Origin of the sequence: Nocardia gamkensis NBRC 108242, from assembly GCF_001612985.1 — a bacterium.
Classification (GTDB): Bacteria; Actinomycetota; Actinomycetes; order Mycobacteriales; family Mycobacteriaceae; genus Nocardia; species Nocardia gamkensis.
Genome location: NZ_BDBM01000065.1, coordinates 21,537 through 43,180, shown reverse-complemented (window position 1 = coordinate 43,180; position 21,644 = coordinate 21,537). Strand labels below are relative to the sequence as shown.

Genomic DNA, 21,644 nt, shown 5'->3' with positions numbered 1-21,644 from the left:
ACCCGCCGGTGTCGGTGCCGATGGCCAGCGGCGCCTGGTTCGAGGCCAGCGCCGCCGCGGAGCCGCCGCCCGAACCGCCCGGGATGCGGGTGGTGTCCCACGGGTTGCGGGTCGGGCCGTAGGCGGAGTTCTCGGTGGAGGAGCCCATGGCGAACTCGTCCATGTTGGTCTTGCCGAGGATCGGGATGCCCGCCTCGCGCAGCCGCCTGGTGACCGTCGCGTCGTAGGGCGAGACCCAGCCCTCGAGGATCTTCGACGCACAGGTGGTCGGCATGTCCGTGGTGGTGAACACGTCCTTGAGCGCCAAGGGAACTCCGGCCAGCGGCGAGGCGGGCGCGACGCCCGAACCGATCGCGGCGTCCACCGCGGCCGCGGCCTCGAGCGCCTGCTCCCCCGCGACGTGCAGGAAGGCGTGGTACTCGCCGTCGACCTCGGCGATCCGGTCCAGGTGCGCTCGGGTGACCTCCACCGACGACAGCTCGCGGCCGTGGATCTTGGCGGCCAGCTCGGCCGCGGACAGCGTGGTCAGGTCGGACCCACCCGTCTCCCGGCCATGCGACGCTGCGTTCATTCGCCCTCTCCCAGGATCTGCGGCACCATGAACCGCTGCTCTTCCACCGCGGGCGCGCCGGACAGCGCCTCGCGCGGGGTCAGGCCGGGCACGACCTCGTCGGGCCGGGTCACGTTGGTCGCCGGGTTCGGCGACGCCGTGGCCGGGACGTCGGCGGCGGTGACCTCGGAGATGGTCCGCACGTGGCTCAGGATCGAATCCAGCTGTCCGGCGAACTGATCCAGTTCGGCATCGGACAGCGCGAGCCGGGACAGCCGGGCGAGGTGTGCGACCTCGTCGCGGGAGATGGCGGGCACCGCGGGACCCCTTTCGGCTTCGGTATCAACTATCGACTGTGCTCAACCCACACAGCCTAGCCACCGGCGACCAGGTCACCATCCGGCACCCGCGCTTCTTCGGCGCGGCGGCGCGGACGGCGCCCGGCAACCCCTTCCCGCCCGCGACACGTCCGATCGGACTAGCCCGACACGCCGCTTTGGCGCGAATTCGCCGAGTGGCGTGCGTCACTGGCGGGTCTTCGACTCGATAACCGGCCGTAAGGGGTGTAAGTATTGCGTGACCCGGGTATTCGTTCAGAGCCTCGGCCGCTCTAAGAAAGGAAACGCACGTGTCGTATCTGCTCCGCGTGCAACTTCCGGATCGACCGGGAAGCCTCGGCTCTCTCGCTCTCGCACTCGGCTCCGTCGGCGCCGACATCCTCTCGCTGGATGTGGTCGAGCGCGGCGCCGGCTACGCCGTCGACGATCTGGTCGTCGAGGTGCCCTCCGGAGCGCTCCCCGACACCCTCATCACCGCCGCCGAATCGATCGGCGACGTGCACGTGGACTCGATCCGCCCGTACTCCGGCGTGCTCGACACCCATCGTGAGCTCGAACTCATCGATCAGGTCGCCAGCGCTCGCGACGACCGGATGCAAGTACTGGTGGACGGTGTGCCGCGGGTACTGCGGGTGGGCTGGAGCACGATCATCGACATCGGGCCGCAGGGCGCCTACCGGGTGGTGGGCAGCCCGAGCGCGCCGCAGACGCAAGCGGGTTCGGCGCCGTGGATGCCGCTGGAGAAGCCCTCGGTGCTCGATCCCGAAGCCGACTGGGTGCCGGAGATCTGGCGCGACATGGACACCAAACTGGCCGCCGCTCCGCTAGGCAACACCGGCAAGGTGCTGCTGCTCGGCCGGCCGGGCGGCCCCGACTTCCGGCCGTCCGAGGTGGCCCGGCTGGGTTACCTCTCCGGGATCGTCGCTACCGTCCTCGGCTGATTCCGTAGCAGCGCCGCGGGTTTCGCGCCGCGCGCGTACACCGATGCGAACTCTCGCCGCCTACCTCGTTCCGGTCCCGGCGCGGTGGATGCCACCCAGTCGAGTCGGGCAGGATCGGTCCGCCGGACAGCACGCCCGGGGCACAGCCGCTGCCCGACACGGCCGAACGCTGCCTCCGCGGCCCGAAATCGATAATTCCTCAGACGGATTCGCCGGAAGGGTCGAGCGGTAGCCGCAGCACGTGCAGCAACTCTCCCGCGCTGGTGCGCCAGTTGCGGCTCGGCACGGGACGGAAGCCGAAGCGGTCGTATATCCGGCGGGCGTCGACCATGGCGGGCATGGTGGTGAGAGCGACCGCGGCGCGCCCTTCCGCGCGAGCCTCGTCGAGCACCGTGCGCACCAGAGCCGTTCCCGCACCGAGTCCGCGCGCGGTCTTCGCGACGGCGAGCATGCGGAACTCCACTTCACCCGGCAGCGCGATCTCCGCGTACGGATTGCCCGCCGGTGCGACCGTGAGCGAGCCGACGATCCGGCGCGCGTGCGTGGCGACCAGGATCCGGGCCGAGCCGGCACGGCGGGCGGTGTCGGCCAGCTCGCCCGCGTACCAGCTGCCCGCCTGCACGAAGCCCTCACCGACGTAGACCTCCACCGTCAGCTCGCCGACCGCGTCGTACTCGTCCGGCCGCGCCTCCCGGACGAGTACGCCCGCCGCGTCCCTCACATCCATACCCGGCATGATGCCACCGACCATGACGTGGACTACGGCACGCCCGTCCTGCTGCGAGGGTGCACGGGCACCGCGGCGGCACAGCCGCGATGCCCGGCGCTCCCACCTCGGTGAGTTCCGCTTCGTCGCCGCCGTACCCGGTCCGGGCGAGAAGGACGGACGCCGCCATCGTCGTGGGACCGAGCCATCCGCGCCGCCGTGTGCTCACCGGTCGCCGCCTGGCTGTCGTAGCGACTCGACTGCGGCGTACCCCTCCCGCCGGGCCGCATCGGCGTCCCGCGGATCCGTAGCCGGTATCTCCGGTTCCGCATCACGCGGGCTGCGGCACGTCCACCTCGCGCGACCGCGCTGCCCCGTGTGCGGCGTGGCGGGGTGCGCGGAGGACGCTCAGCCGGACCGCGCGATCTGCCAGCGATCGGGCTTGCCCGGCGGATAGACGACGGGGAGCAGATCGCCGGTCTCCGGCCAGGAACTCGTGTCCCACACGAAGCGGCCGTACACGACCTTGCCGGCTACCGAGGGACCGGTCAGGTTCCCGGTGATGGTCACGTACTGCTCGCCGGGAACATCGGGGCGCGGGCTCACACCGGTGATGTAGAGCGTCCCCTCCTCCGGGTTCGCCGGTTGATAGCCCCGCCTGCCGCGGATCGCGAACACGATCAGCGACACGAGCACCGCGGTCAGGGTCACCAGCGCGACGAACTCCAGCATGTCCCCATGCTAGGTGCGCGTCACACCGGGGCGAGCTCGCTGGTGCCCCGGCCGGTGCGCCGGACCTGCCAGACCGACATGCGGGTGCGTTGCGAGCGCCCGTTGCCCCGATCGATCAGCGTCCGATTGTCGGTGGTGAAGATCAGTTGAGCGCCACGGGCATTCGTCTCCGGGTTCTGGAACAGCTGGATCAGCCGATCGGTCTCCTCGGCCGACAGGCACGCGCCGATGTCGTCGACGGCGAGCACGCGGCCAGCGTCCAGCGCGTCGAGCATGGCGGGCAGCACCCGCAGCAACGACAGCGTGGCGGAGGATTCGTCGGCGATACCGAACGGGGTGTCGATGCCGTCGTGCACGAGGTTCAGGCCGACCCCGCGCCGTGCCACCATCCGCGCGTACAGGGCGTCGCGCGCGGCCTTCAGGTTGGTCAGCTCGCGCTCGAGCAGCACGGCGGTCAGGCCGTTGTCGCGCAGCAACTGGTCGGCATAGCCGGGCGAGGTGGCGCACAGGTCGATCTGTTTGCCGAGGCCGGTGATGTCGGCGTCCAGTTCGCGCAGGTAATCGGCGTACCGGGGGTCGGGCTCGGCGACGAGCAGATCGGTGATGCCCAGCTCGGCCGTACGCAGCAGCATCAGCAGCCGCACCGCGTTGTCCGGGGAGCGGGAGATGTGGCTGCCCAGCCGGTGGGCGATGGCGTCGGGTTCGGCGGGACCGCGCTGCACCTCGAGCATGGACTCGAACCATCGGTAGGCGGGCACCAGCGCGTCGGAGTACATCTGGCCCGCGAGGCTGAGCAGCAGGGCGTTCGGACGGACCAGCGGTGCCAGCGCGGTGATCCCGTACCGCGCCGCTTCGAACATCGGGCCGATCTTGATCTGTTCGCCGCTGCGCTCGAACACGATTCGCTTGCGCGAGCGCGGGTGGGTATGCAGCCATTCGGCCGTCACATCGGCGTTGTCCAGCCGGAAACCATAGGTATACGGCACGCCTTCGGCGACGAACGCCGCCACGAATTCCGAGGGCCGCTCCGGGAATCCGAGATGCGGGGCACGCACCGGACCCGCGTACGGATCCCACCCGGTCACCGAGTGCAGCACCGCGTCACGCATCTGCCCGAGCGCGTCGATCAGGTTCGTCTTTCCCGCAGCGGCGCCGCCGTGCACAGCGGTCACCGGCACGGCCACCGGACCGCTCCCCTTGGTCAACCGCAGCTCCTGCTCATCGGCCAGCGATCTGTGATTGGTCACCTGAAAACTGCGCAGCATGCCGCCATACTTCCGTCCGCGCCCCGGCGAGGCGACATCAGCCCCGTGGCCTCCGCGATCCGCGCCGGATCATTCCTCCGGCGGGGTACACGCGCACCAGCTCACACCTCTATTCGCCGCGGACTCGAACACCCTCCGACTCCGAAGCCCTATCGAGATCGCTACCTGGTCGAACTGGTTTGTGATCCTTAGATCGGCGGCCGGCGGCACGGTACCCTGAAGCGCATGACCGAGGCTTCGATCGCCTACCGCTGGACGCGCAGCGAGTTCCTGCGCGCGTGGGAGGCGGGCGCGTTCGACCATCGCGTCGAACTCGTCGAGGGGGAGGTATGGCCGGTGGTTATCGGGGACTAGCACGGGTTTGCGGTCGGCCGGATCGTCGGTCAGCTGCCACGGGTCGGCGTCGAGGTGACCAACGCGACGCTACCCACCGGTGAGTCATTGCCCGATCCCGACTGCTGGGCACTTCGCTCGGGCGCCGAGCCCGTCGATGTGATCGGCGCCGAGCTGTCTGTGTGGGCAGCTTCGGATGTCGTCCTGGTAGTGGAGGTTTCGGACGAAACAGTGGTACAGGATCTCAACCGCAAGGCGGACCTGTACAGCCGCGCCGGATATCCGACCTATTGGGTCGTCACCAAAGACGTGATCTACGAACACACCGAGCCGACGCCTCAGGGATACCGCACTCGTACCAGGTACCGTCCCGGCGAACGCATTCCCGTCCGCTATGCGGATCTACTTGGCCGTCGATGACCTGCTGTTCTCCCCGTAGCCCGGCAACCGTCACCGGGACAGCAGGTGCGATAGCGGGTTAGCATGCCTGCACGCTGCGGTTTCGCCGTGGGGTACTGCCGAAGTTGTTCGATGGGATGAGGGTAACGATGGGATCGACGGTTCGTCGTGTAGTGGTTCGAAGCTCCGTCGTCGCCGCGCTCGCGCTGTGCTCGCTGGTCGTGGCGCCGGAGGCGGTGGCGGACGCGCCGTGCCCGGAAGGCTCCGCGCGTGTGTTCCTGGCCAACAGCACGAACACCTGCCAGGGCGGCGGGACGGTCAGCTACGACCCGCCCGGCGTGGTGTCGAAGGTGTGCTCGACCGCGAGCGCCGACGTGTCCGCCGAAGCGACGTTCAAGAATCGCCGCGGCAAGCTGATCACCCAAAAGCTCGACCTGAGCGGCGGCCGCTGCGGACGATTCGACATCGCGGGTCAGCTGGGCGCCACGGTCACGGTCGGCTGAGTCGACCGCCCGGACCGAACAGCAGCGCGCTGTCGCCGAACTCGTGCCACAGATAGCCGGTGTCCACGGCTGCGGTGTAGGCCGCGGCGACGGTTTCCTCCCCCGCCACCGCGACCAGGAGGTCCAGGTGTGACGCGCCGGGCGCGTGCCAGCCTGTGATCAGGCCGTCCACCACCCGGGCCGGGCGATCCACTCCGAGCACCACGTCCGTCCATCCGCGCGAGGCGTGCACCAGGCCCGAGGCGTCGGCGGCGGTTTCCAGCGCCCGCGTCACCGTGGTACCGACCGCGACCACGCGTCCACCCGCGGCTTTCGTGGCATTCACCAGCCGCGCCGTGGCGGGCGGCACGACGAACCGCTCGGGGCTCGGCGGTTCCCCCGCCTCCGGCGAGGAGACCCCGGTGTGCAGGGTGATCGGCGCGAGAGCGACACCCGCGGCGATCAGATCCAGCACCAGATGCTCGGTGAAAGGGCGTGCCGCACTGGGCATTTCCGCGCTGCCCGGCACCCGGCCGAAGACCGTCGTGTAGTAGGAGGCCGACCATCGTTGCGGCACATACGAATACGTGATCGGTCTGCCGTACGCGGCCAGTAACCGAGGCACGTCGGTGGTGACGTCCGCGCTCCAGAGACGTCGTCCGCCGGGCAGCCAGGGCGTGCCCAGCGTGGCCGTGGCGCCCGGCAGTCGCAGCACGGTCCCGGACGAGAGCCGCTGCGCCGGATAGGGAGTGCGCCGCGTCGTCCGGACCTCGATCACCCAGCGGCAGTCGTCCAGCCAGGTGGAGAAGTGCAGCACCACCGGCTCGCCCTCCAGCGCGGCGTCGAGGGCCGAGGACATCGTCGCCGAGTTGTTCACCACCACGAGATCGCCGGGGCGCAGCCGGTCCGGTAGCTCACGGAACATGCCGTGGGTCAGTTCCCCATCGGCGACGAGCAGGCGGACGTCGTCGCGCGCGATTCCCCGCGCCTCGGGCGGGACGGCGGCATTGCGTTCCGGGGACAGGTCGAAGGACGGCAGGGTGGTGCGCACCGTCATGACGCCCGTCCGGCCACGAAATCCGCTGCGGCATACCGCCCGCTCCGGGGTCTCTCCGCGAGCAGCCGCAGCAGCGCGGGTACCACCGTCGCGGGCTCCGGCCGGTCGGAGATATCGGCGCCGGGAAACGCCGCCTGATGCATCTCGGTGCGCATGTCACCCGGGTCGAACGCGTAGATCGACAGGTCCGGGTGCTCCGCGCCGAGGATGGCGGTGAGCTGGTCGAGCGCCGCCTTCGACGACCCGTATCCGCCCCATTCGGGATACGGCTCCGACGCGGCGTCGGAACTGATGTTCACCACGGCGCCGCCCGGGCGCAGCAGCGGCAGCGTGAATTGCAGAATCGCCAGTGGCGACAGCACATTCGTGCGAAGTACGCGCTCGAATTCCTCGAGCGGATAGTCCGCGAGGCGAGGCAGCGGACTCGGACCGAGGCGGCTGGCGTTGTTCACCACCAAGCCCAGTTCACCCGCAGCGCGCGCGGCATCCGCCAGCCGCGCGCGATCCGCGGGATCGGTGACGTCACCGGGGATCGCGCGGAATTCCGGTCCGAGTTCGGCGGCCACCCGCGTCAACCGGTCGGCACGACGCGCGGTCCCCAGCACCCGCCACCCCTGTTCGATCAGCGCCCGCGCGAGGGCCGCGCCGAATCCGGCCGACGCGCCGGTGACCAGTGCGGTAGGACGAGACATGATGGACCTCCTGGTAGTCGCCTACCAGTCGATCCTCATACCTCAATGGTCCTTCAGGTCAAGCGCCGATCACTCCTCGGCTTCGGCATCCTCCGCGGCCGTCTCCGGCGCGACCGCTACGGGGCCGCCCTCCAGCAGCCGCCGGAACCCCTCCTCGTCGAGGATCGGCACACCGAGTTCCTCCGCTTTGGCGGCCTTGGATCCGGGTGCGTCACCGATCACCACGAACGCGGTCTTCTTCGACACCGAGCTGGCGGCCTTGCCGCCGCGCATCAGGATCGCCTCCTTGGCGCCGTCGCGGGTGAAGCCCTGCAACGAGCCGGTCACCACGATGGACAGGCCCTCCAGGTTGCGCTCGATGGATTCGTCGCGTTCATCCTCCATCCGCACACCCGCTGCCCGCCATTTCGCCACCACGGCGCGGTGCCAGTCCACCGTGAACCACTCCGCCACCGCGGCCGCGATGGTCGGGCCCACGCCGTCGGCCGCGGCCAGTTCTTCGCCCGACGCCTGCTCGATACGATCCAGGCTGCCGAATTCCGCGGCCAGCGCCCGCGCCGCGGTGGGCCCGACGTGCCGGATGGATAGGCCGACCAGCACCCGCCACAGCGGCCGGTCCTTGGCCACGGCCAGGTTCTCCAGCAGCCGCTTGCCGTTGGCGGAGAGGCTGCCGTTCTTGTTGGCGTAGAGCGAGGTGGTCAGCAGTGCCGCCTCGTCCAGGTCGAAGAGGTCGCCCTCGTCGGTGATGGCGCCGGACTTCAGCAGATCGATCGCGCCTTCGTACCCGAGGGCCTCGATGTCGAAGGCGCCGCGGCCGGCCACGTGATAGACGCGCTCGCGCAACTGTGCCGGGCAGAACTGCTGGTTCGGGCAGCGGATGTCGGCGTCGCCCTCCTTCTCCGGGCGCAGTTCGGTACCGCACTCGGGGCAGTGCGTCGGCATGACGAATTCGCGCGCGTCTTCGGGACGCGCGTCCACCACCGGCCCCAGCACCTCGGGGATCACGTCGCCCGCCTTGCGGATGGTGACCGTGTCGCCGATCAGCACGCCCTTGCGCTTGACCTCGGCGGCGTTGTGCAGGGTGGCCATCGCGACCGTGGATCCCGCGATGGACACCGGCTCCATCACCGCGAACGGCGTCACCCGGCCGGTGCGGCCCACGTTCACCTGGATGTTCAGCAGCTTGGTCGTCGCCTCCTCGGGCGGGTACTTGTAGGCGATCGCCCAGCGCGGGGCGCGTGAGGTGGAGCCGAGGCGGCGTTGCAGCGCCGTCTCGTCGACCTTGATCACCTGGCCGTCGATCTCGTGCTCGATGTCGTGCCGGTGCTCGCCCCAGTAGGCGACCCGTTCGATCACCGCGTCGATGCCCTGCACCCGCCTGGTGTGCTCGGACACCGGCAGACCCCACGCGGCGAGCGCGCGGTAGGCCTCGTACTGCGAGGTCGGCGTGTAGCCCTCGATCCGGCCGAAGCCGTGGCAGATCATCCGCAGCCTGCGCCGCGCGGTGACCGACGGATCCTTCTGCCGCAGCGACCCGGCGGCGGTGTTGCGCGGGTTGGCGTAGGGCGGCTTGCCCTCGGCCACGATGGCGGCGTTGAGCGTCTCGAAATCCTCCAGCCGGAAGTACACCTCGCCGCGGACCTCCAGCAACCGCGGGATCGGGAATTCCTCGGTGGTGTTCAGCTCGCCGGGGATGTCGTCGATGGTGCGCGCGTTGAGCGTCACGTCTTCGCCGGTGCGTCCGTCGCCTCGGGTGGCGCCGCGGACCAGCCGCCCGTTCTGATAGACCAGGTTCAGCGCGACGCCGTCGATCTTCACTTCGCACAGGTAGTGCAGGTCCGGCCCGGTCTCCGCCTCCACCCGCGCGGCCCAGGCGCGCAGCTCGTCGACGTCGAACACGTTGTCCAGCGACAGCATCCGCTCGAGGTGGTCGACGGCGGTGAAGTCGGTCGCGAAGCCGCCGCCGACGAGCTGGGTCGGCGAATCCGGCGTGCGCAGGTCCGGATGTTCGTCCTCCATGGCCTGCAACCGCCGCAACATCGCGTCGAACTCGCCGTCGGAGATGATCGGCGCGTCCCGGACGTAGTAGCGGAACTGATGCTCGCGCACCTCGTCCGCGAGTCGCTGCCACTCCACCCGCTGCTCTGCCGACGCCGGGGCCGCCGCGCTGTCGCTGTCACTCACCCAACGCACATTAGCGGAGGGCACCGACAGCACATCGCCGTGTTCGCGCACGTCGTCGCACTCGACGGCACGGATTCCGGCCGGTCCGTTTCCCGACGCGAGCGCCGCGTCACCATGAGGCGGCGGTGTCACGTAGCGGCGGCATACCGTCCGCGGCACCTACACCGGACGACGTTGCCGATCGCGGTGATCGGCCAGCCGATCGCCCACCGACACGAACCACTCGGCGGCGGTTACGACGGCGTCCGCAGCGGCGCGGCCCCACGCTAAAGGACTGCAAGCGCGGCACGCGACCAGCCGAGCACCGACCCGCCGCAGGCGCCGAACCAGGACAGGGGGCGCGCAACCCTGCCGCGACCGTAATCACGACCTGCCGCGGACATGTTTCGAGGCAGCACGCTCGGGCAAGGCCCCCCTGGATTCGAGCGAGCCGTTCACCGGGCCGCAGGCGTCGCGTCTCCGCGCGCGGCCGCCGATTGTCAGGAGAACGAAAGTTCTTCCGGCTCCTCGGCATACGCGCGCGCGACGTCCGTGGCCAGGCGCAGCGCCCGCTGGCTCCACTCCAGCGGGGCGCCCGCCAGACCGCAGGCCGGACCGACCGCCACCCGTTGCGCGAGAGTGCGGCGGCCGAAGCCGAGCCGATCGATCAGCCGCACGCCCGGCTCGGCGAAGGTCCGCCAGGTGACCTCGGTGGCCGGTACCCCGGTCGGGACGACGCCGAGCATCAGTTGCTTGCCCGCTTCCAGTGCCTCCCCGATGTCGTCGAGCTGCTCGGTGCCGATCGCACTCAGGTCGAAACCGATCGCGTCGGCGGCGCTGCGGCGCAACAGGCCCAGCGCGGGCGGCTCTGCGCAGCTGTGCACCAGCACCGGCGCGGACTGGGCGGTGATCACCGCGTCGAGCAGGGCCAGCGCTTCCGGCTCGGGCAGCGCGCGCACGGTGTTCAGCACACTCACCCCGCGCAGCGATCCGTCCAGCACCGCCGACAGCGACGGCTCGTCCAACTGCAAGACGACCCGCGCGCCGAGCCGCTTGCGCACCTCCGCCACGTGCTGCGCCAGCCCCTCGGCCAAGGATTCCGCGAGGTCACGCACCGCGCCGGAATCGGTGAGCACGCGATGACCGCCGGGCAGCTCGACCTGCGCGGCCAACGTCAGCGGGCCCGCCGCCTGCACCTTCACCGGATGGCCGCGGCCGGGCAAACCCGCGTTCTCCCACGCTTCCTCGAGCGCGTCCAGATCGGTCCGCAGCAGGTCATGGGCTCGCCGCGAGACCGCACCCGGGCGTGGCGCGAGCCGGTAGCCCCTGGGCGTTGTGTCGAATCGCAGGTCCACCAGCAGCGCGGAGACCCGCCCGATCAGGTCCGCGCCCGCGCCGCGAGCGGGCAATTCCACCAAATGCGGTAGCTCGCCGAGTTCACCGACGATCGTCGCGGCGGCCTCGCGCGGGTCGGTGCCCGGCCAGGAGCCGACGCCCGTGGCGATTCCGCCCCGCAGGCGCACCGGCTCGGTCGCCACGTCCGTCCCGCCGTCTCGCGTCACGTCATCCGTGCCGGTCTCGTCCACTGTCGCCGTACTCCGTCCGTTCGATTCCGCTATTCCGGGATTCCGTCGTCCGCAACAGCTACAGGGTCTTTCGGTCCCCGCACCACAAGGGGCTGCGAGGGAGAGGACGGCGCCGGAGGCCGCGCCGGGCGGGCCGGATCACCGCGCCGCCTCGGCCCCCGTTTCGCTCGCGACGGGTTCCCGCACGGTACCGGAGATGGTCCCGCTGCCGATCACCTCGTCGCCCTGCGGGTCCGGACGGTAGAGCACCACCGCCTGGCCACGCGCGACGCCGGTCAGCGGCTCACGCAGCCGCACGATCAGTCCGTCATCGACCGACTCGGCGACCGCGGGCGCGGTGCCGCCGTGCGCGCGTACCTGCGCCACGCACTCGATCGGGCCCGCGGGCGCGGAACCGGAGGTCCAGATCGCCCGCTCCGCCTCGATCGTGCGGACCCGCAGGTCCTCGGCCGAGCCGACGTGCACCGTGCCGGAATCGGGATCGATGCCGGTGACGTATCGCGGTTTGCCGTCGGCGGCCGGACCCGGCAATCCCAATCCCTTGCGCTGGCCGATGGTGAATCCGTGCACGCCTTCGTGCCGCGCGAGCACCTGACCGTCGGCGTCGACGACCGCGCCGGGCCGGATGCCGATCTTCGCGCCGAGGAACGCACGGGTGTCGCCGGAGGGGATGAAGCAGATGTCGTGGCTGTCCGGCTTGTTCGCGACGGCCAGGCCGCGCTCGGCCGCCTCGGCGCGAATCCGCGGCTTGGGGGTGTCGCCCACCGGGAACATCGCGCGCGAAAGCTGCTGCGCGGTCAGCACCGCCAGCACATAGGACTGGTCCTTGTCGGCGTCGACGGCGCGGCGCAGCACGCCGTCCTCCAGCCGTGCGTAGTGCCCGGTGACCACGGCGTCGAAGCCGAGCGCCACCGCGCGGTCGGCCAGGGCGGAGAACTTGATCTTCTCGTTGCAGCGCAGGCACGGATTGGGTGTCTCACCCGCCGCGTAGGCCGCGACGAAATCGTCGATGACGTCTTCTTTGAAGCGGTCGGCGAAATCCCAGACGTAGAACGGGATGCCCAGCACGTCGGCGGCGCGCCGGGCGTCACCGGCGTCCTCCTTCGAGCAGCAGCCGCGCGATCCGGTGCGCAGCGTGCCCGGTGTCGCCGACAGCGCCAGATGCACGCCGACCACCTCGTGACCGGCGTCGACGGCACGCGCCGCCGCCACGGCCGAATCCACACCACCGCTCATCGCGGCGAGTACCCGCATCAGACACCTCCTTTCGCACCGGCCAGGCCCGCGGCCTTGGCCCGCTCCACCACCTGCGGCAATACTTTCAGCACTGCGTCCACGTCGGCGCGCGTCGAGGTGTGCCCCAACGAGAAGCGCAGCGAGCCGCGCGCCTGCCACGGCTCGACGCCCATGGCGATCAGCACGTGACTGGGCGTGGCGACGCCCGCGGTGCACGCCGAACCGGTCGAGCATTCGATCCCCGTCGCGTCCAGCAGCATCAGCAGCGAATCCCCTTCGCAACCGGGAAATGTGACGTGCACGTTGCCGGGCAGACGCCGTTCGTCCGCCGGGCCGTTGAGCACCGCGTCGGGCGCTGTGGCGCGGATCCCATCGATCAACGCGTCCCGCAGAGCGACGAGTTCGGCCGTGCGGACGGGCAGTTCGACCGCGGTCTGGCGCAGCGCCGCGGCCAGCCCGATCGCGGACGCGGTGTCCGAGGTCCCCGACCGCAGGTCGCGCTCGTGGCCGCCGCCGTGCAGCAGCGGCACGCACGGCACCTGCCTGCCCAGCAGCAGCACCCCGGCGCCGTGCGGTCCGCCCACCTTGTGCCCGGCGAAGCTGGCGGCGGAAAGGCCGCTCGCGCCGAAATCGATGGGCAGTTGCGCCGCCGCCTGCACCGCGTCGCTGTGCATCGGCACGCCGAATTCCGCTGCCACGGCGGCCAGCTCGGTGATCGGCTGGATGGCGCCGACCTCGTTGTTCGCCCACATAACGGTGACCAGCGCGACGTCGTCGGGATGCGCGGCGAACGCGGCGCGCAGCGCGCCGGGCGCGACCATCCCTTCTGCGTCCACCGGGAGCCAGGTGACCTCGGCGCCCTCGTGCCGCTCCAGCCACTCCACCGCATCGATCACCGCGTGGTGCTCGATCGAACTGGCGATGATCCGGTTGCGGCGCGGATCGGCGTCGCGGCGCGCCCAGAAGATGCCCTTCACCGCCAGGTTGTCGCTCTCGGTGCCGCCGGAGGTGAAGATGACCTCCGAGGGCCGGGCGCCCAGGTCGGCGGCGATCGACTCGCGCGCCTCTTCGAGCAGTCGCCGGGCGGCGCGCCCCGAGCCGTGCAGGGATGAGGCATTGCCCGTGGTGCGCAGGGCAGCCGTCATCGCCTCGATGGCCGCGGGCAGCATCGGTGTGGTGGCCGCGTGATCGAGGTAGACCGTGTGGGGCGCAGCACCGTTGACCGGACCCGAAAAAGCCGACTTCATGACCGACAAAGCCTATACCACCGCTGACCTGGGCATTTTTCGGGTACACCCCTGCTTTCTACGATTTTTCTACGATTTACCCAGGATCCTCAACACGTGTATCACTAATCGGTATTCCCGCGACCCGATCGGCGCCTCGTCCTTCTGTCCGTGACCAGCTGAGACGAATACGTCGAATGTCGTGGCGTCGTTCTTGCACGGCACGTATCGCGTCTCATCCGCCAAGCCGCGTCGCGTCAGCCGCGACCCCGTATGGACTTCTGGCACGCCGCAGCGTCCCCGCTGCCTATGCGAACGTGAACGGGGAACGGGGGTACCCCATGGCTAGTTTCTTCCGCGTCTGGCCAAGCCACGGCCCAGTCTGCGGCGTTGCACGCCGCGCGGGTGACCCCTTCCAGAGGTACGCCGACGGACAAGCAAGCCCGGCTCACATCTGAGTGCCCACCAACCGTGAGCCCGGCGGTGGGCGAATCCGCCGACCATTCCAGAACGAGAATTAGCTGGCGACAGACCAGTCACCCACCGGCCTCAGATTAGACGACGCCGTCTTTGAGTTCGTCGAGGTCTACCTCATCGTCGGGGTCGATGGTGCGGCGATAGTCGGGGTGGTCTTTATCCATTTTGGCCGCGAGGTGGATGGGCGCCGGGTAGCTGGTGCGGCCGTCCCATGAGACGGCGTGGTCGCAGAGCCGTGCGGCGGCGATGGCGTAGCGAATCGGGTCGGTGTCTGCGCCGACCACGACGATCTCGGTGGTTGTGTGGGCATACCAGGTGTGTTGGCCAGCTTCGTTGTCGGCGGCCCAACGGCTGCTGTGCTCTCCCGCCCGGCTGTACCGACGCCCGCCTGTGAACTGGCGCGGGATGTTGGACAGGATCCATGTGTTCTGGGCCCCGTCGAGCTGGTAGAGACCCTCGGTGGTCTTCTTGATGTGAGGCTCCTTCTGGACGCTTCCTTCCGCCTGTCTCTCGTCTACGCCAACGTGCAACTCGACCGGCCGGGGGAGGTCACGGGAGCCGGAGGTCACGCGAACGATGGCCCGCGGGCGATGACCACTGGAGGGGCTGCACCCTGGGAGCGCAGGCCGGTCGTTGATCCGGCCTGCTGAGTCCGGACGCAGGTCGAGGTTTTTGTTGGCGAGGAGCGGCCACAGGGCGCGGGAGCTGTCTCCAGAAACCAGGAGGACGTAGCCGGTGGCTGTGTCGAGGTGGTCTTGGAGTTGGCCGAGTGCGGTGTCAATGCTGTCGACGAGCGAGAGGTCTTGGCGTTTACCTTCCGGCAGCGAGTGCGAGCGAAAGGCAGTGTTCGCGGCGAAGTAGTCCTGCCAGCCAGTTGTTCCCCCACGCGGGTGTCGTTTGGGTTGATATGCCTTGGTGTGCCAGTGGTCTCCGTCGGGGATGAGCGCCACCAGCGACCAGCTCAGGCGCGGTCCCGCCGAAGTCCAACGTGCCCCTCGCTGTTCCCGGATGTGAAGGCCGACGAACGCGACAGGCTCCCTCAAACCGTAGCGGCCGTAGGCAAGCGCTCGGCTGAGTCGAGGATGGATCAGACCAGCGGCTCGCAGCATGTCGGCGACTGCGTTGTGACCCGGATGATCCTTCTTCAGGCTGAGTCCCAGCTTGGTCAGCAGGTCATTCTCCTCGCTGGGAGCGGTCTCGTTGTTGCCGAACTGGGTACCGTCGTTAACGTTCCCTTCGCTCGTCTTCGCCGCCAGCTCGGTGTCTGATTTGGGCGAGGGCCTGGTGGTGATGAACTGGGCAAGTACGTGGTGCTGGGCAAGCATTCGGTTGAGAGGGTGCTTGGCGTCGGTCAAATCAGGGTCGTCCACCGTACTGTCGGGTCGACGGGACTGCTTGCGTTGCGCGGCCCATGCGCGCGCGTCGTACTCGGTCTCGCACAGCGCCACGATCCGTGTGTCGCCGGTTACGTCGAGGTGAGGCACCGCAGCCAAGAGCTCAGCTCGGCCGGAGTGGTCGCCGTGGGCCAGCAATGCGGCGGCCTGGTGGAAGATGATTTCGACGTGGTCGCCGATCAGTGTCGGTTCGTCCTCTGGCATGCCGATGTCGGCGAGGTCGGGGCGGTTGAAGTGGTAGGCCAGCAGGCGCTGGAGCCGGGTCCGGGTGTGCTGGTGGCGGTAGAGGACGAGGATCCGTAGGCGTCGGCAGCCTGATGCTTCAATGATTGTGGGCAGGGCGGATTCGTCGAGCAGGTCGGTGTCCCGGCCCGCTGTCACTTGTCGGCGCGTGCCCTTGGGGAATCTGTGGCCAGCTACGTTGCGGGCGATGATGTTGGGCGTATCCAGGACCGTGGAGAGGTGACTGCTGAGTTCACGGATGGTGTGCATGCCGACGCCGCGGCCGATCGGGAAGCGTACGGACTTCGGGACCAGTGCACGCAGTCTGCCGGGTTCGCCGGTCAGGTTGCGATCTTCTGGCCGGATCAGGGTCTCGCCGCCCAGGCGTGCCCACACCGTGAGGGCGATGTCGCTGGTGCGTTCGATCCGGGTCGCTGGGCCGCGGCCTTCGACGGCGAGCGTGAGCAGCGGATCCTGTGTCGAGCGCTGGGCCAGCCAGGCAGTGCGGGATGAGTTGAGCCAGCGACTGAGCCTGGACACCGAGGGGTCGACGACAACGACCGGGTCGCGCATCCAGGGCAGCGTCTTCATCGTTAGTTGCACGCGAAGCGCGGCATAGGACGGGTTGTTCTCGTCGTTGTCCCACTGGCCGGTCCACAGCAGGTCCTTGTTCCAGACCAGCAGGTTTCCCTGGGTGTCTGCCCGCAGGGCGATTTCACGGTCGTCGATCTTCCACGTTCGGTCGGCCAGTTGTTGGGCCACTTCCCAGGTGGCCGCGTCGTACACCCAATAGGCCGCATCGGGCTGGTCACCCACCCGCTTGATCTCGTTGCCCAACACGACCTCATCGGGCTCGATGCTGGCGAGGAGTTCCGCCAGTTCGCTGGCGTAGGAAAAGCTCATCTCGTCCTCGGGCACCCTGAGCAGAGCCTGTTCCCACAGGACCACGGCGTCGTGGATGTCGCGGCTGTCCAGGCTGCGACGACTGATCATTTGCCGAGGTGGGTTGCTGCGGCTGGTCGGAAATAGGTTGACGCTGGTGCGGCCGATGGCGCGTAGCGCGGTGGCCAAGCCCGCGTAGGGCAAGTTTCCGTGGGAACCGGTGATGTCGCGGTAGCGATCGAGCAAGTCGCTCCAAACGTCGCGGGCTCGTTCCGGGAAGCGGTAGACACGCACCACCCCGTGCAGTTCTGCGGTCAGCGGGTAGGCCAGCAAGTGCAGCTTGTCATCGCCCATGGTCATCGGTTGTCGTCCTCGGAAGTGTGGTCAATCCCGGCGAAGTCGAGCCAGGACACCAGTGTGGAGCCGTAGATTCGGCTCAGTGCACGCTGGCTGGCTGGGGTCAGGTTGTCGTAGTAGAAGCGCAGCAGGCCCGGCAGGTCGCTGCCGAACTTGGCGTCGTGGAAAGCACCGTCGACCAGGTAGAGTTCGACCGGAGTGCCGCCTCGGCGAGCGCGTCCGGCGAGCTGGATCAGGTCGACGAGCATCCCCGCTACGGCTTCGGCTTTGAGCACGCGGCTGAGCCTGCTGAATCGGGGATCGCTGGCCAGGATGTGGTAGAGCCGTGAGAACGCGGCCTGACGTTGCTCGTTCAGTACGGCTGCGGGGTCCGGACCAGGGATGCCGATGTTGAGCGCATGGGAGTTGACGCTGGCGAACATCTCGGCCGAGTCGGTCAGTTGAGTCGGTGGACGCACGCACACCCAGACCGATGCCAGCGCGGAGCGCTGGTCACCGGGTACCAGGATGTTGAGACCACGCGCCACCAAACTCAACGGCGCGATGCAGACCTTGACATTCGGATACTCGCGCGGCAGTGCCTCCAGATCCTCCACCGTCACACGCACCACCCCGGACGGCAACGCCACGGCAGAAGAGCGATGGTCTTTCGGCACGACAACGGCAACCCAGCTCGGGTCGCCGACGTGTGAGGCGATCCCCGCACCGAGCAGCGCGGCATGTTTGTAGGAGTTGCCGACCAGCATGCACAGTTCCCGATCGGGCGCGGTCTCGGCAAGCTTGCGTAGGTGTCTGTCCAGGTGCTGATCCCACAGGGTCTTGCCGAGTTCCCGGATCGCGTCAGGCTTCTGGGACTCGGAGCGGCCACCGATGTGGATGGCCTGGAACTCCTCGTCGAGCGCCTTGCCCGCTCGGGTGGTGAACGCCCCGGGCGCCGCGTCGGTCATGGCGTAGGTGACTTCGGCCTTGATGTGCTCACGGGCGGCGCCGGGGAAAAACGCCGTGGCAGACAAGCCCAAGACGATCCGTTGCACACCCGCGGTGGCCAAGGCCACCGTGCCGCCCAGCTGCGCAATGGTGGTGTGCGGGTCGCCGGCGATGGCCTGCACCGACAGCTTGCCCTGCGGGTAGGGGTCGGACACCTTGTCCACGCGGAACCCGAACAGCAGATACCCGAGCGGGCCATAGGGGATCGTGGCGTGCTGGACGAAGTTGCCGAGCTTGTCTGCGAGCACGCGTGCCGCGGGAAGCTCAGTGCCTGGTGAGCTGACCGCAAAGGTCAGCCGAGTCAGCGATTGGTGGAGCGCGCCAAGCCATGTCCGCACGAGCAGGGCATTGACCACGGCGCGGCGCAGATCCTTATCCCGCACTCGTCGGGCCAGCGTGCGGTGCAGGCTGTGCGTGACCTCGCGAATCCGGTCCTGGCCGGTGTCGTTGCTGACGACCGCGCGCAGCAGAGTGGCGACCTTGCGCATCTTGCGCGGCGGCGTTCCGCCGTTGACCTCGCGAGTATCTGGGAACAAGGCGTTGAACTGCTCGTAAATTTCCGGTGCGATCCCGTCGATAGCGTCCTCGACACCGAACAGGGCTTGGAGCAGCATGCGGTCGTTGGCGCCGGGGACATGCCAGCCGGAGCCTGGGCGGTCGAGGTCTGCCTCCAACCAAAGGTCCTGTTCCAGTACGTAGTTGAGGAACTGGTCAGCCAGGAATCGGGTGCGAGACAGGGCTGGAAAAACTTCACGGTCCTCAGCGGGCATCAGCATCGTGCGTTGGGTGTCGAGCTGGGCCAGGGGCAGCTCTTGTCGCCCGCCGCTGGCTGCGAGCACCAGTTGCCGGGCACCGGCGTCGAACATGTTGCTCTGCAACAGGTCGATCTCGTCGATGATCAGCACCGGACAGCGACGCATCAAGAACTCCAGCACCGGCATACGGCTGTGGTCGATGCCGTCGACTCGTACAGGTATCGGCACCGTGCCGTGGATCAGGTTGTGGTGGTTGGTGACGATGATGTCGGCCGCGGCGGCATTGTGGAACCCTCGATGTCGCCCGCACGCGCTCAGCATGGGACAGGCGTACCGCTGGTCTGCATCAGCCTTGGCCTGCCTACCCTTCTTGTCAGGGCTGGTCTCTTCCTGGTCGGGCTCAGGCAGAGCACGCAGGGAGGTGCAAGGCTCGTCCGGTGCGGCAGGCGGCGGGCCGTCGACGGTGAGGGCGGGCAGAACGCAGCCATAACCCAGCTGGTCGAAGCGATCCCACTCACCGCGTTCGGCCGCCTGAGTAGCCTTTTCGTCCAGCCGCCGCGGAGACACCAGGGCTACACACCGAGCGGGCGTGCCCAGGACGGCGAGGTCGTGCTCGATACTCGCGGTCAGGCGCCGCGCGGTGTCCTCCTCATCAGCGATCTGCTCGGCGGCGCTAAGGGCGTCGTGGATAGTGCCCACCACGATCGCCACGGGAACGCCCTGCCGTGCCAAATGGACTGCCAGCAACCGGGTCAGCACGCTCTTACCGACTCCGGTAGGCGCGTTGAGCAACCGGATGCCACCAGCTCGCAGCAGCAACTCGGTCACAGGCAAGTCATCGACGTCGCGCAGCTTGTCGAACAGCTCCTCGATAATGCCGCTCTGCCAGGGCGAGGTTCCCGAAACCTGAGCCAGATGGTTTGCCAGTGCCTTGAGCTCGGCCGGGCTGACTTTGACGTCATCCACCTTCCCGGCTGTGTCCAGCACAACAGGGGCGACCGTGGCCCCGTGCACGGTGATCGGCAGCTCGACTGTGGACTCGCCATGCCAGCCGAAGCTGTACTTGCCGGGTCCGGCCACCGGTAGCGGACGCCGGCCCTGTAGATACTTTGTTTCGGCCTCCTCGAGCAGACGCTGCGCGAGTTCAAGTGGGTGCTGGCCGTGCCGGGCGATCACGCAGGTGACCGCGTTGTCGGGAATCTCGTCGGGCACCTGGTAAGGACTGTTCTGATCGTGGCGCAGCTTGCGGGCTGCTTCGAGGAACCGCCGGGGCGAGCCGAGCTCGTTGTGGCGGAGTCGCAGGAACTGTCCCACCAGCCGCTGGGTGTTCTCGGGCTGGTCGGGCCAGTCCGACCACAGATCCATCCTGCCCGAGGCGATCAGACCCGCTTGGTCCAGTGGGACGACGGTGCGGCCGTCGGCGCCAGGGAACCCGAAGAACTCCTCAGAGAACGCACATGCGATCTGCGTAGCCAACTGGCGCAGACTGGTCACCGCTGTACCCCCGCGGACTTGTCGACATCGTTCTTCAGGTCGGTCGCCGTCATGACCCGGTAGCCAGTACCGCGCAACATGGCGGCCAGGAGGTCGCGGCTACTGCGTTGGTGGTCCGGAATCACGATGATCAATCCGGGCTCGGCCGGTTCCGTCTCGCGTAGCGCCTCTCCGAGTGCGACTGGGGACGCCCACGCCTTGGCATCAACCCTCCACACCTTCCGCTTCAGTGTGATTCGCAGATCGTAGCGATCTTTGTGAGGCCACATATCAACTTTCGCGCCAGCCGCACGGGCGTGGTCACGCAGGTCGCACTCCAAGATGCCCGGCAGGGTCACATAACGCCAGATCACCCGTGACACCGCGCGCGACTCTGGGGTAGCCGGTCGAGCCTTGACCTCGCTCGCGTGTGGGCCTGCGGGTTGAAGGACGGGAGCGCGGTCGGTAGGTCCGTCGGTGTGGCAGGTGTAGGTGATGCCATTGCGCGCGTGTGCCTCACAACGCACCTCCACAACCGCACCTGCGCCGACCACGCGCATCGGCCAACGGCAAGTCGGACACGCGAACCACCATCCGCGAATCTGGCACCATGCCCATTCCACGATGCGCTCGTAGTGCTCGAACCGTCCCCACATCGCGTCCCAGGTACGGCGCAAATCGCGCAGGTCTCCGGAAGGCTCATCGACAAGCAGCTCGCGGGCTCGGGTGTAGTCCTTCGCCGGCAACCGTCGCAGCACCTCGTAGATGCGCCGCTCCTCCTGCTCCATGGCGACCCTGGCCCACGGCCAGTGCTCTTCCAACGCCACCGAGGGCACTAGGTGCTCGACACATAGGTCGCGGGCCTCGTCACTGAACTGCCCCATTCCGTCGAGCAGTACCAGATCACCGACTCCGATCGAGTCGACACCATCGGGGAGCAACTGCCGCAACGGGCGAGAGAGGCCGCTGCGGAACTGCGCCATGGTCGGAGCTTGCCCCACCGGATATGTCGAGGCCAGAACCCCCAGGCAACTCATCAACGCACGCCCCTGCCTGCGGGGCGTCAGATCAGGATCTCCGAGGGCAGCGGCAGCCAGGCAGCAGGCAGTGATCGCCTGATCGCGGCGGCGCTGATCAACCTCGGTCACGGTCGAAGACATACCGGCACCATAGAGACGACCACCGACAATCTCGTCAGCGCTCAACCATGGTTAATTGTCTTATGTGACGCTCTCGGCGCAAACGGCACCTTCGCGCCAAGGCCGAAGGCGGGTCGACCGCAGAGGTGCCAGGTCCAGACATTTGGCACTTCGTGTCCGGTGGCTGCCAGTAGCCACAACGAGTACTTGTCGGTGGCGGTTCATAGAGTGGGCACCAGTCGGCAAGGCAAG

The 21,644-nt window shown here is 68.5% G+C and carries 18 protein-coding genes; 4 read left to right on the top strand and 14 right to left on the bottom strand.

Features of this window, described 5'->3' with window-relative positions; translation table 11 throughout:
• Together NG1_RS31720 and gatC are read right to left on the bottom strand one after the other, a co-directional pair.
• Positions 1 to 571 (bottom strand): amidase (locus NG1_RS31720; RefSeq protein WP_245660140.1); only part of this gene is annotated, 571 nt, incomplete at its 3' end.
• The gene (gene gatC, locus NG1_RS31715; protein WP_040868555.1) at positions 568 to 867 is read right to left on the bottom strand and encodes an Asp-tRNA(Asn)/Glu-tRNA(Gln) amidotransferase subunit GatC; all 300 of its coding nucleotides are present in this window, start codon (positions 865 to 867) and stop codon (positions 568 to 570) included. The genes NG1_RS31720 and gatC, both read right to left, overlap by 4 nt.
• Positions 868 to 1,178: 311 nt before the next feature.
• Between gatC and NG1_RS31710 the strand changes: the two genes are divergently transcribed.
• Positions 1,179 to 1,829, top strand: a complete 651-nt coding sequence (locus tag NG1_RS31710; RefSeq protein WP_062977055.1) for an ACT domain-containing protein — start codon at positions 1,179 to 1,181, stop codon at positions 1,827 to 1,829.
• Between the two features lie 199 nt (positions 1,830 to 2,028).
• On the opposite strand, the gene NG1_RS31705 is transcribed toward NG1_RS31710, so the two are convergent.
• From NG1_RS31705 to NG1_RS31695, 3 genes are all read right to left on the bottom strand, one after another.
• Positions 2,029 to 2,556, bottom strand: coding sequence for a GNAT family N-acetyltransferase (locus tag NG1_RS31705; protein ID WP_062977069.1), 528 nt, complete (start codon positions 2,554 to 2,556; stop codon positions 2,029 to 2,031).
• A 387-nt stretch (positions 2,557 to 2,943) separates the two neighbouring features.
• Positions 2,944 to 3,267 (bottom strand): hypothetical protein, encoded by a 324-nt coding sequence (locus NG1_RS31700; RefSeq protein WP_062977053.1) that lies wholly within the window; start codon positions 3,265 to 3,267, stop codon positions 2,944 to 2,946.
• A 20-nt stretch (positions 3,268 to 3,287) separates the two neighbouring features.
• On the bottom strand, positions 3,288 to 4,532 hold the full coding sequence (locus tag NG1_RS31695; protein ID WP_062977051.1) for an AAA family ATPase: 1,245 nt from the start codon (positions 4,530 to 4,532) through the stop codon (positions 3,288 to 3,290).
• Positions 4,533 to 4,757: 225 nt separating this feature from the next.
• Here NG1_RS31695 and NG1_RS38900 point away from each other — a divergent pair, with 225 nt between their 5' ends.
• The 3 genes from NG1_RS38900 to NG1_RS31685 all read left to right on the top strand — a co-directional run bounded on the left by NG1_RS38900 (position 4,758) and on the right by NG1_RS31685 (position 5,767).
• Positions 4,758 to 4,886, top strand: a complete 129-nt coding sequence (locus NG1_RS38900) for a hypothetical protein (RefSeq protein ID WP_281218376.1) — start codon at positions 4,758 to 4,760, stop codon at positions 4,884 to 4,886.
• A 54-nt stretch (positions 4,887 to 4,940) separates the two neighbouring features.
• A complete protein-coding gene (locus NG1_RS31690; RefSeq protein WP_062977050.1) occupies positions 4,941 to 5,285 on the top strand; it encodes a Uma2 family endonuclease in 345 nt (114 codons plus the stop codon).
• A gap of 152 nt (positions 5,286 to 5,437) precedes the next feature.
• A complete protein-coding gene (locus tag NG1_RS31685; protein ID WP_062977048.1) occupies positions 5,438 to 5,767 on the top strand; it encodes a hypothetical protein in 330 nt (109 codons plus the stop codon).
• Here NG1_RS31685 and NG1_RS31680 read toward each other — a convergent pair.
• The 9 genes from NG1_RS31680 to NG1_RS31640 form a co-directional block, all read right to left on the bottom strand.
• Positions 5,754 to 6,803 carry an S-adenosylmethionine:tRNA ribosyltransferase-isomerase gene (locus NG1_RS31680; RefSeq protein WP_062977046.1) on the bottom strand — a complete coding sequence of 350 codons (1,050 nt, stop codon included), beginning with the start codon at positions 6,801 to 6,803 and terminating at the stop codon, positions 5,754 to 5,756. The two genes, NG1_RS31685 and NG1_RS31680, sit on opposite strands and share 14 nt — an antisense overlap.
• On the bottom strand, positions 6,800 to 7,495 hold the full coding sequence (locus tag NG1_RS31675) for an SDR family NAD(P)-dependent oxidoreductase (RefSeq protein ID WP_062977044.1): 696 nt from the start codon (positions 7,493 to 7,495) through the stop codon (positions 6,800 to 6,802). The genes NG1_RS31680 and NG1_RS31675 overlap by 4 nt, the downstream gene beginning before the upstream one ends.
• 69 nt (positions 7,496 to 7,564) lie before the next feature.
• Complete coding sequence (gene ligA, locus NG1_RS31670; protein WP_062977067.1) at positions 7,565 to 9,679, bottom strand: NAD-dependent DNA ligase LigA; 2,115 nt, start codon at positions 9,677 to 9,679, stop codon at positions 7,565 to 7,567.
• A gap of 479 nt (positions 9,680 to 10,158) precedes the next feature.
• Positions 10,159 to 11,196, bottom strand: coding sequence for a methionine synthase (locus NG1_RS31665; RefSeq protein ID WP_062977065.1), 1,038 nt, complete (start codon positions 11,194 to 11,196; stop codon positions 10,159 to 10,161).
• A 186-nt stretch (positions 11,197 to 11,382) separates the two neighbouring features.
• Positions 11,383 to 12,498, bottom strand: coding sequence for a tRNA 2-thiouridine(34) synthase MnmA (gene mnmA / locus NG1_RS31660; protein ID WP_062977042.1), 1,116 nt, complete (start codon positions 12,496 to 12,498; stop codon positions 11,383 to 11,385).
• Positions 12,498 to 13,727, bottom strand: a complete 1,230-nt coding sequence (locus tag NG1_RS31655; protein WP_062977040.1) for a cysteine desulfurase family protein — start codon at positions 13,725 to 13,727, stop codon at positions 12,498 to 12,500. The genes mnmA and NG1_RS31655 overlap by 1 nt, the downstream gene beginning before the upstream one ends.
• Positions 13,728 to 14,260: 533 nt before the next feature.
• Positions 14,261 to 17,041, bottom strand: a complete 2,781-nt coding sequence (locus NG1_RS31650; RefSeq protein ID WP_062977038.1) for an RNaseH domain-containing protein — start codon at positions 17,039 to 17,041, stop codon at positions 14,261 to 14,263.
• The gene (locus NG1_RS31645; RefSeq protein WP_210750136.1) at positions 17,038 to 20,274 is read right to left on the bottom strand and encodes an ATP-dependent DNA helicase; all 3,237 of its coding nucleotides are present in this window, start codon (positions 20,272 to 20,274) and stop codon (positions 17,038 to 17,040) included. The genes NG1_RS31650 and NG1_RS31645 overlap by 4 nt, the downstream gene beginning before the upstream one ends.
• Positions 20,271 to 21,413 carry a restriction endonuclease-related protein gene (locus NG1_RS31640; protein WP_210750135.1) on the bottom strand — a complete coding sequence of 381 codons (1,143 nt, stop codon included), beginning with the start codon at positions 21,411 to 21,413 and terminating at the stop codon, positions 20,271 to 20,273. Before NG1_RS31640 ends, NG1_RS31645 begins: the two co-directional genes overlap by 4 nt.
• Positions 21,414 to 21,644: the final 231 nt, after the last annotated feature.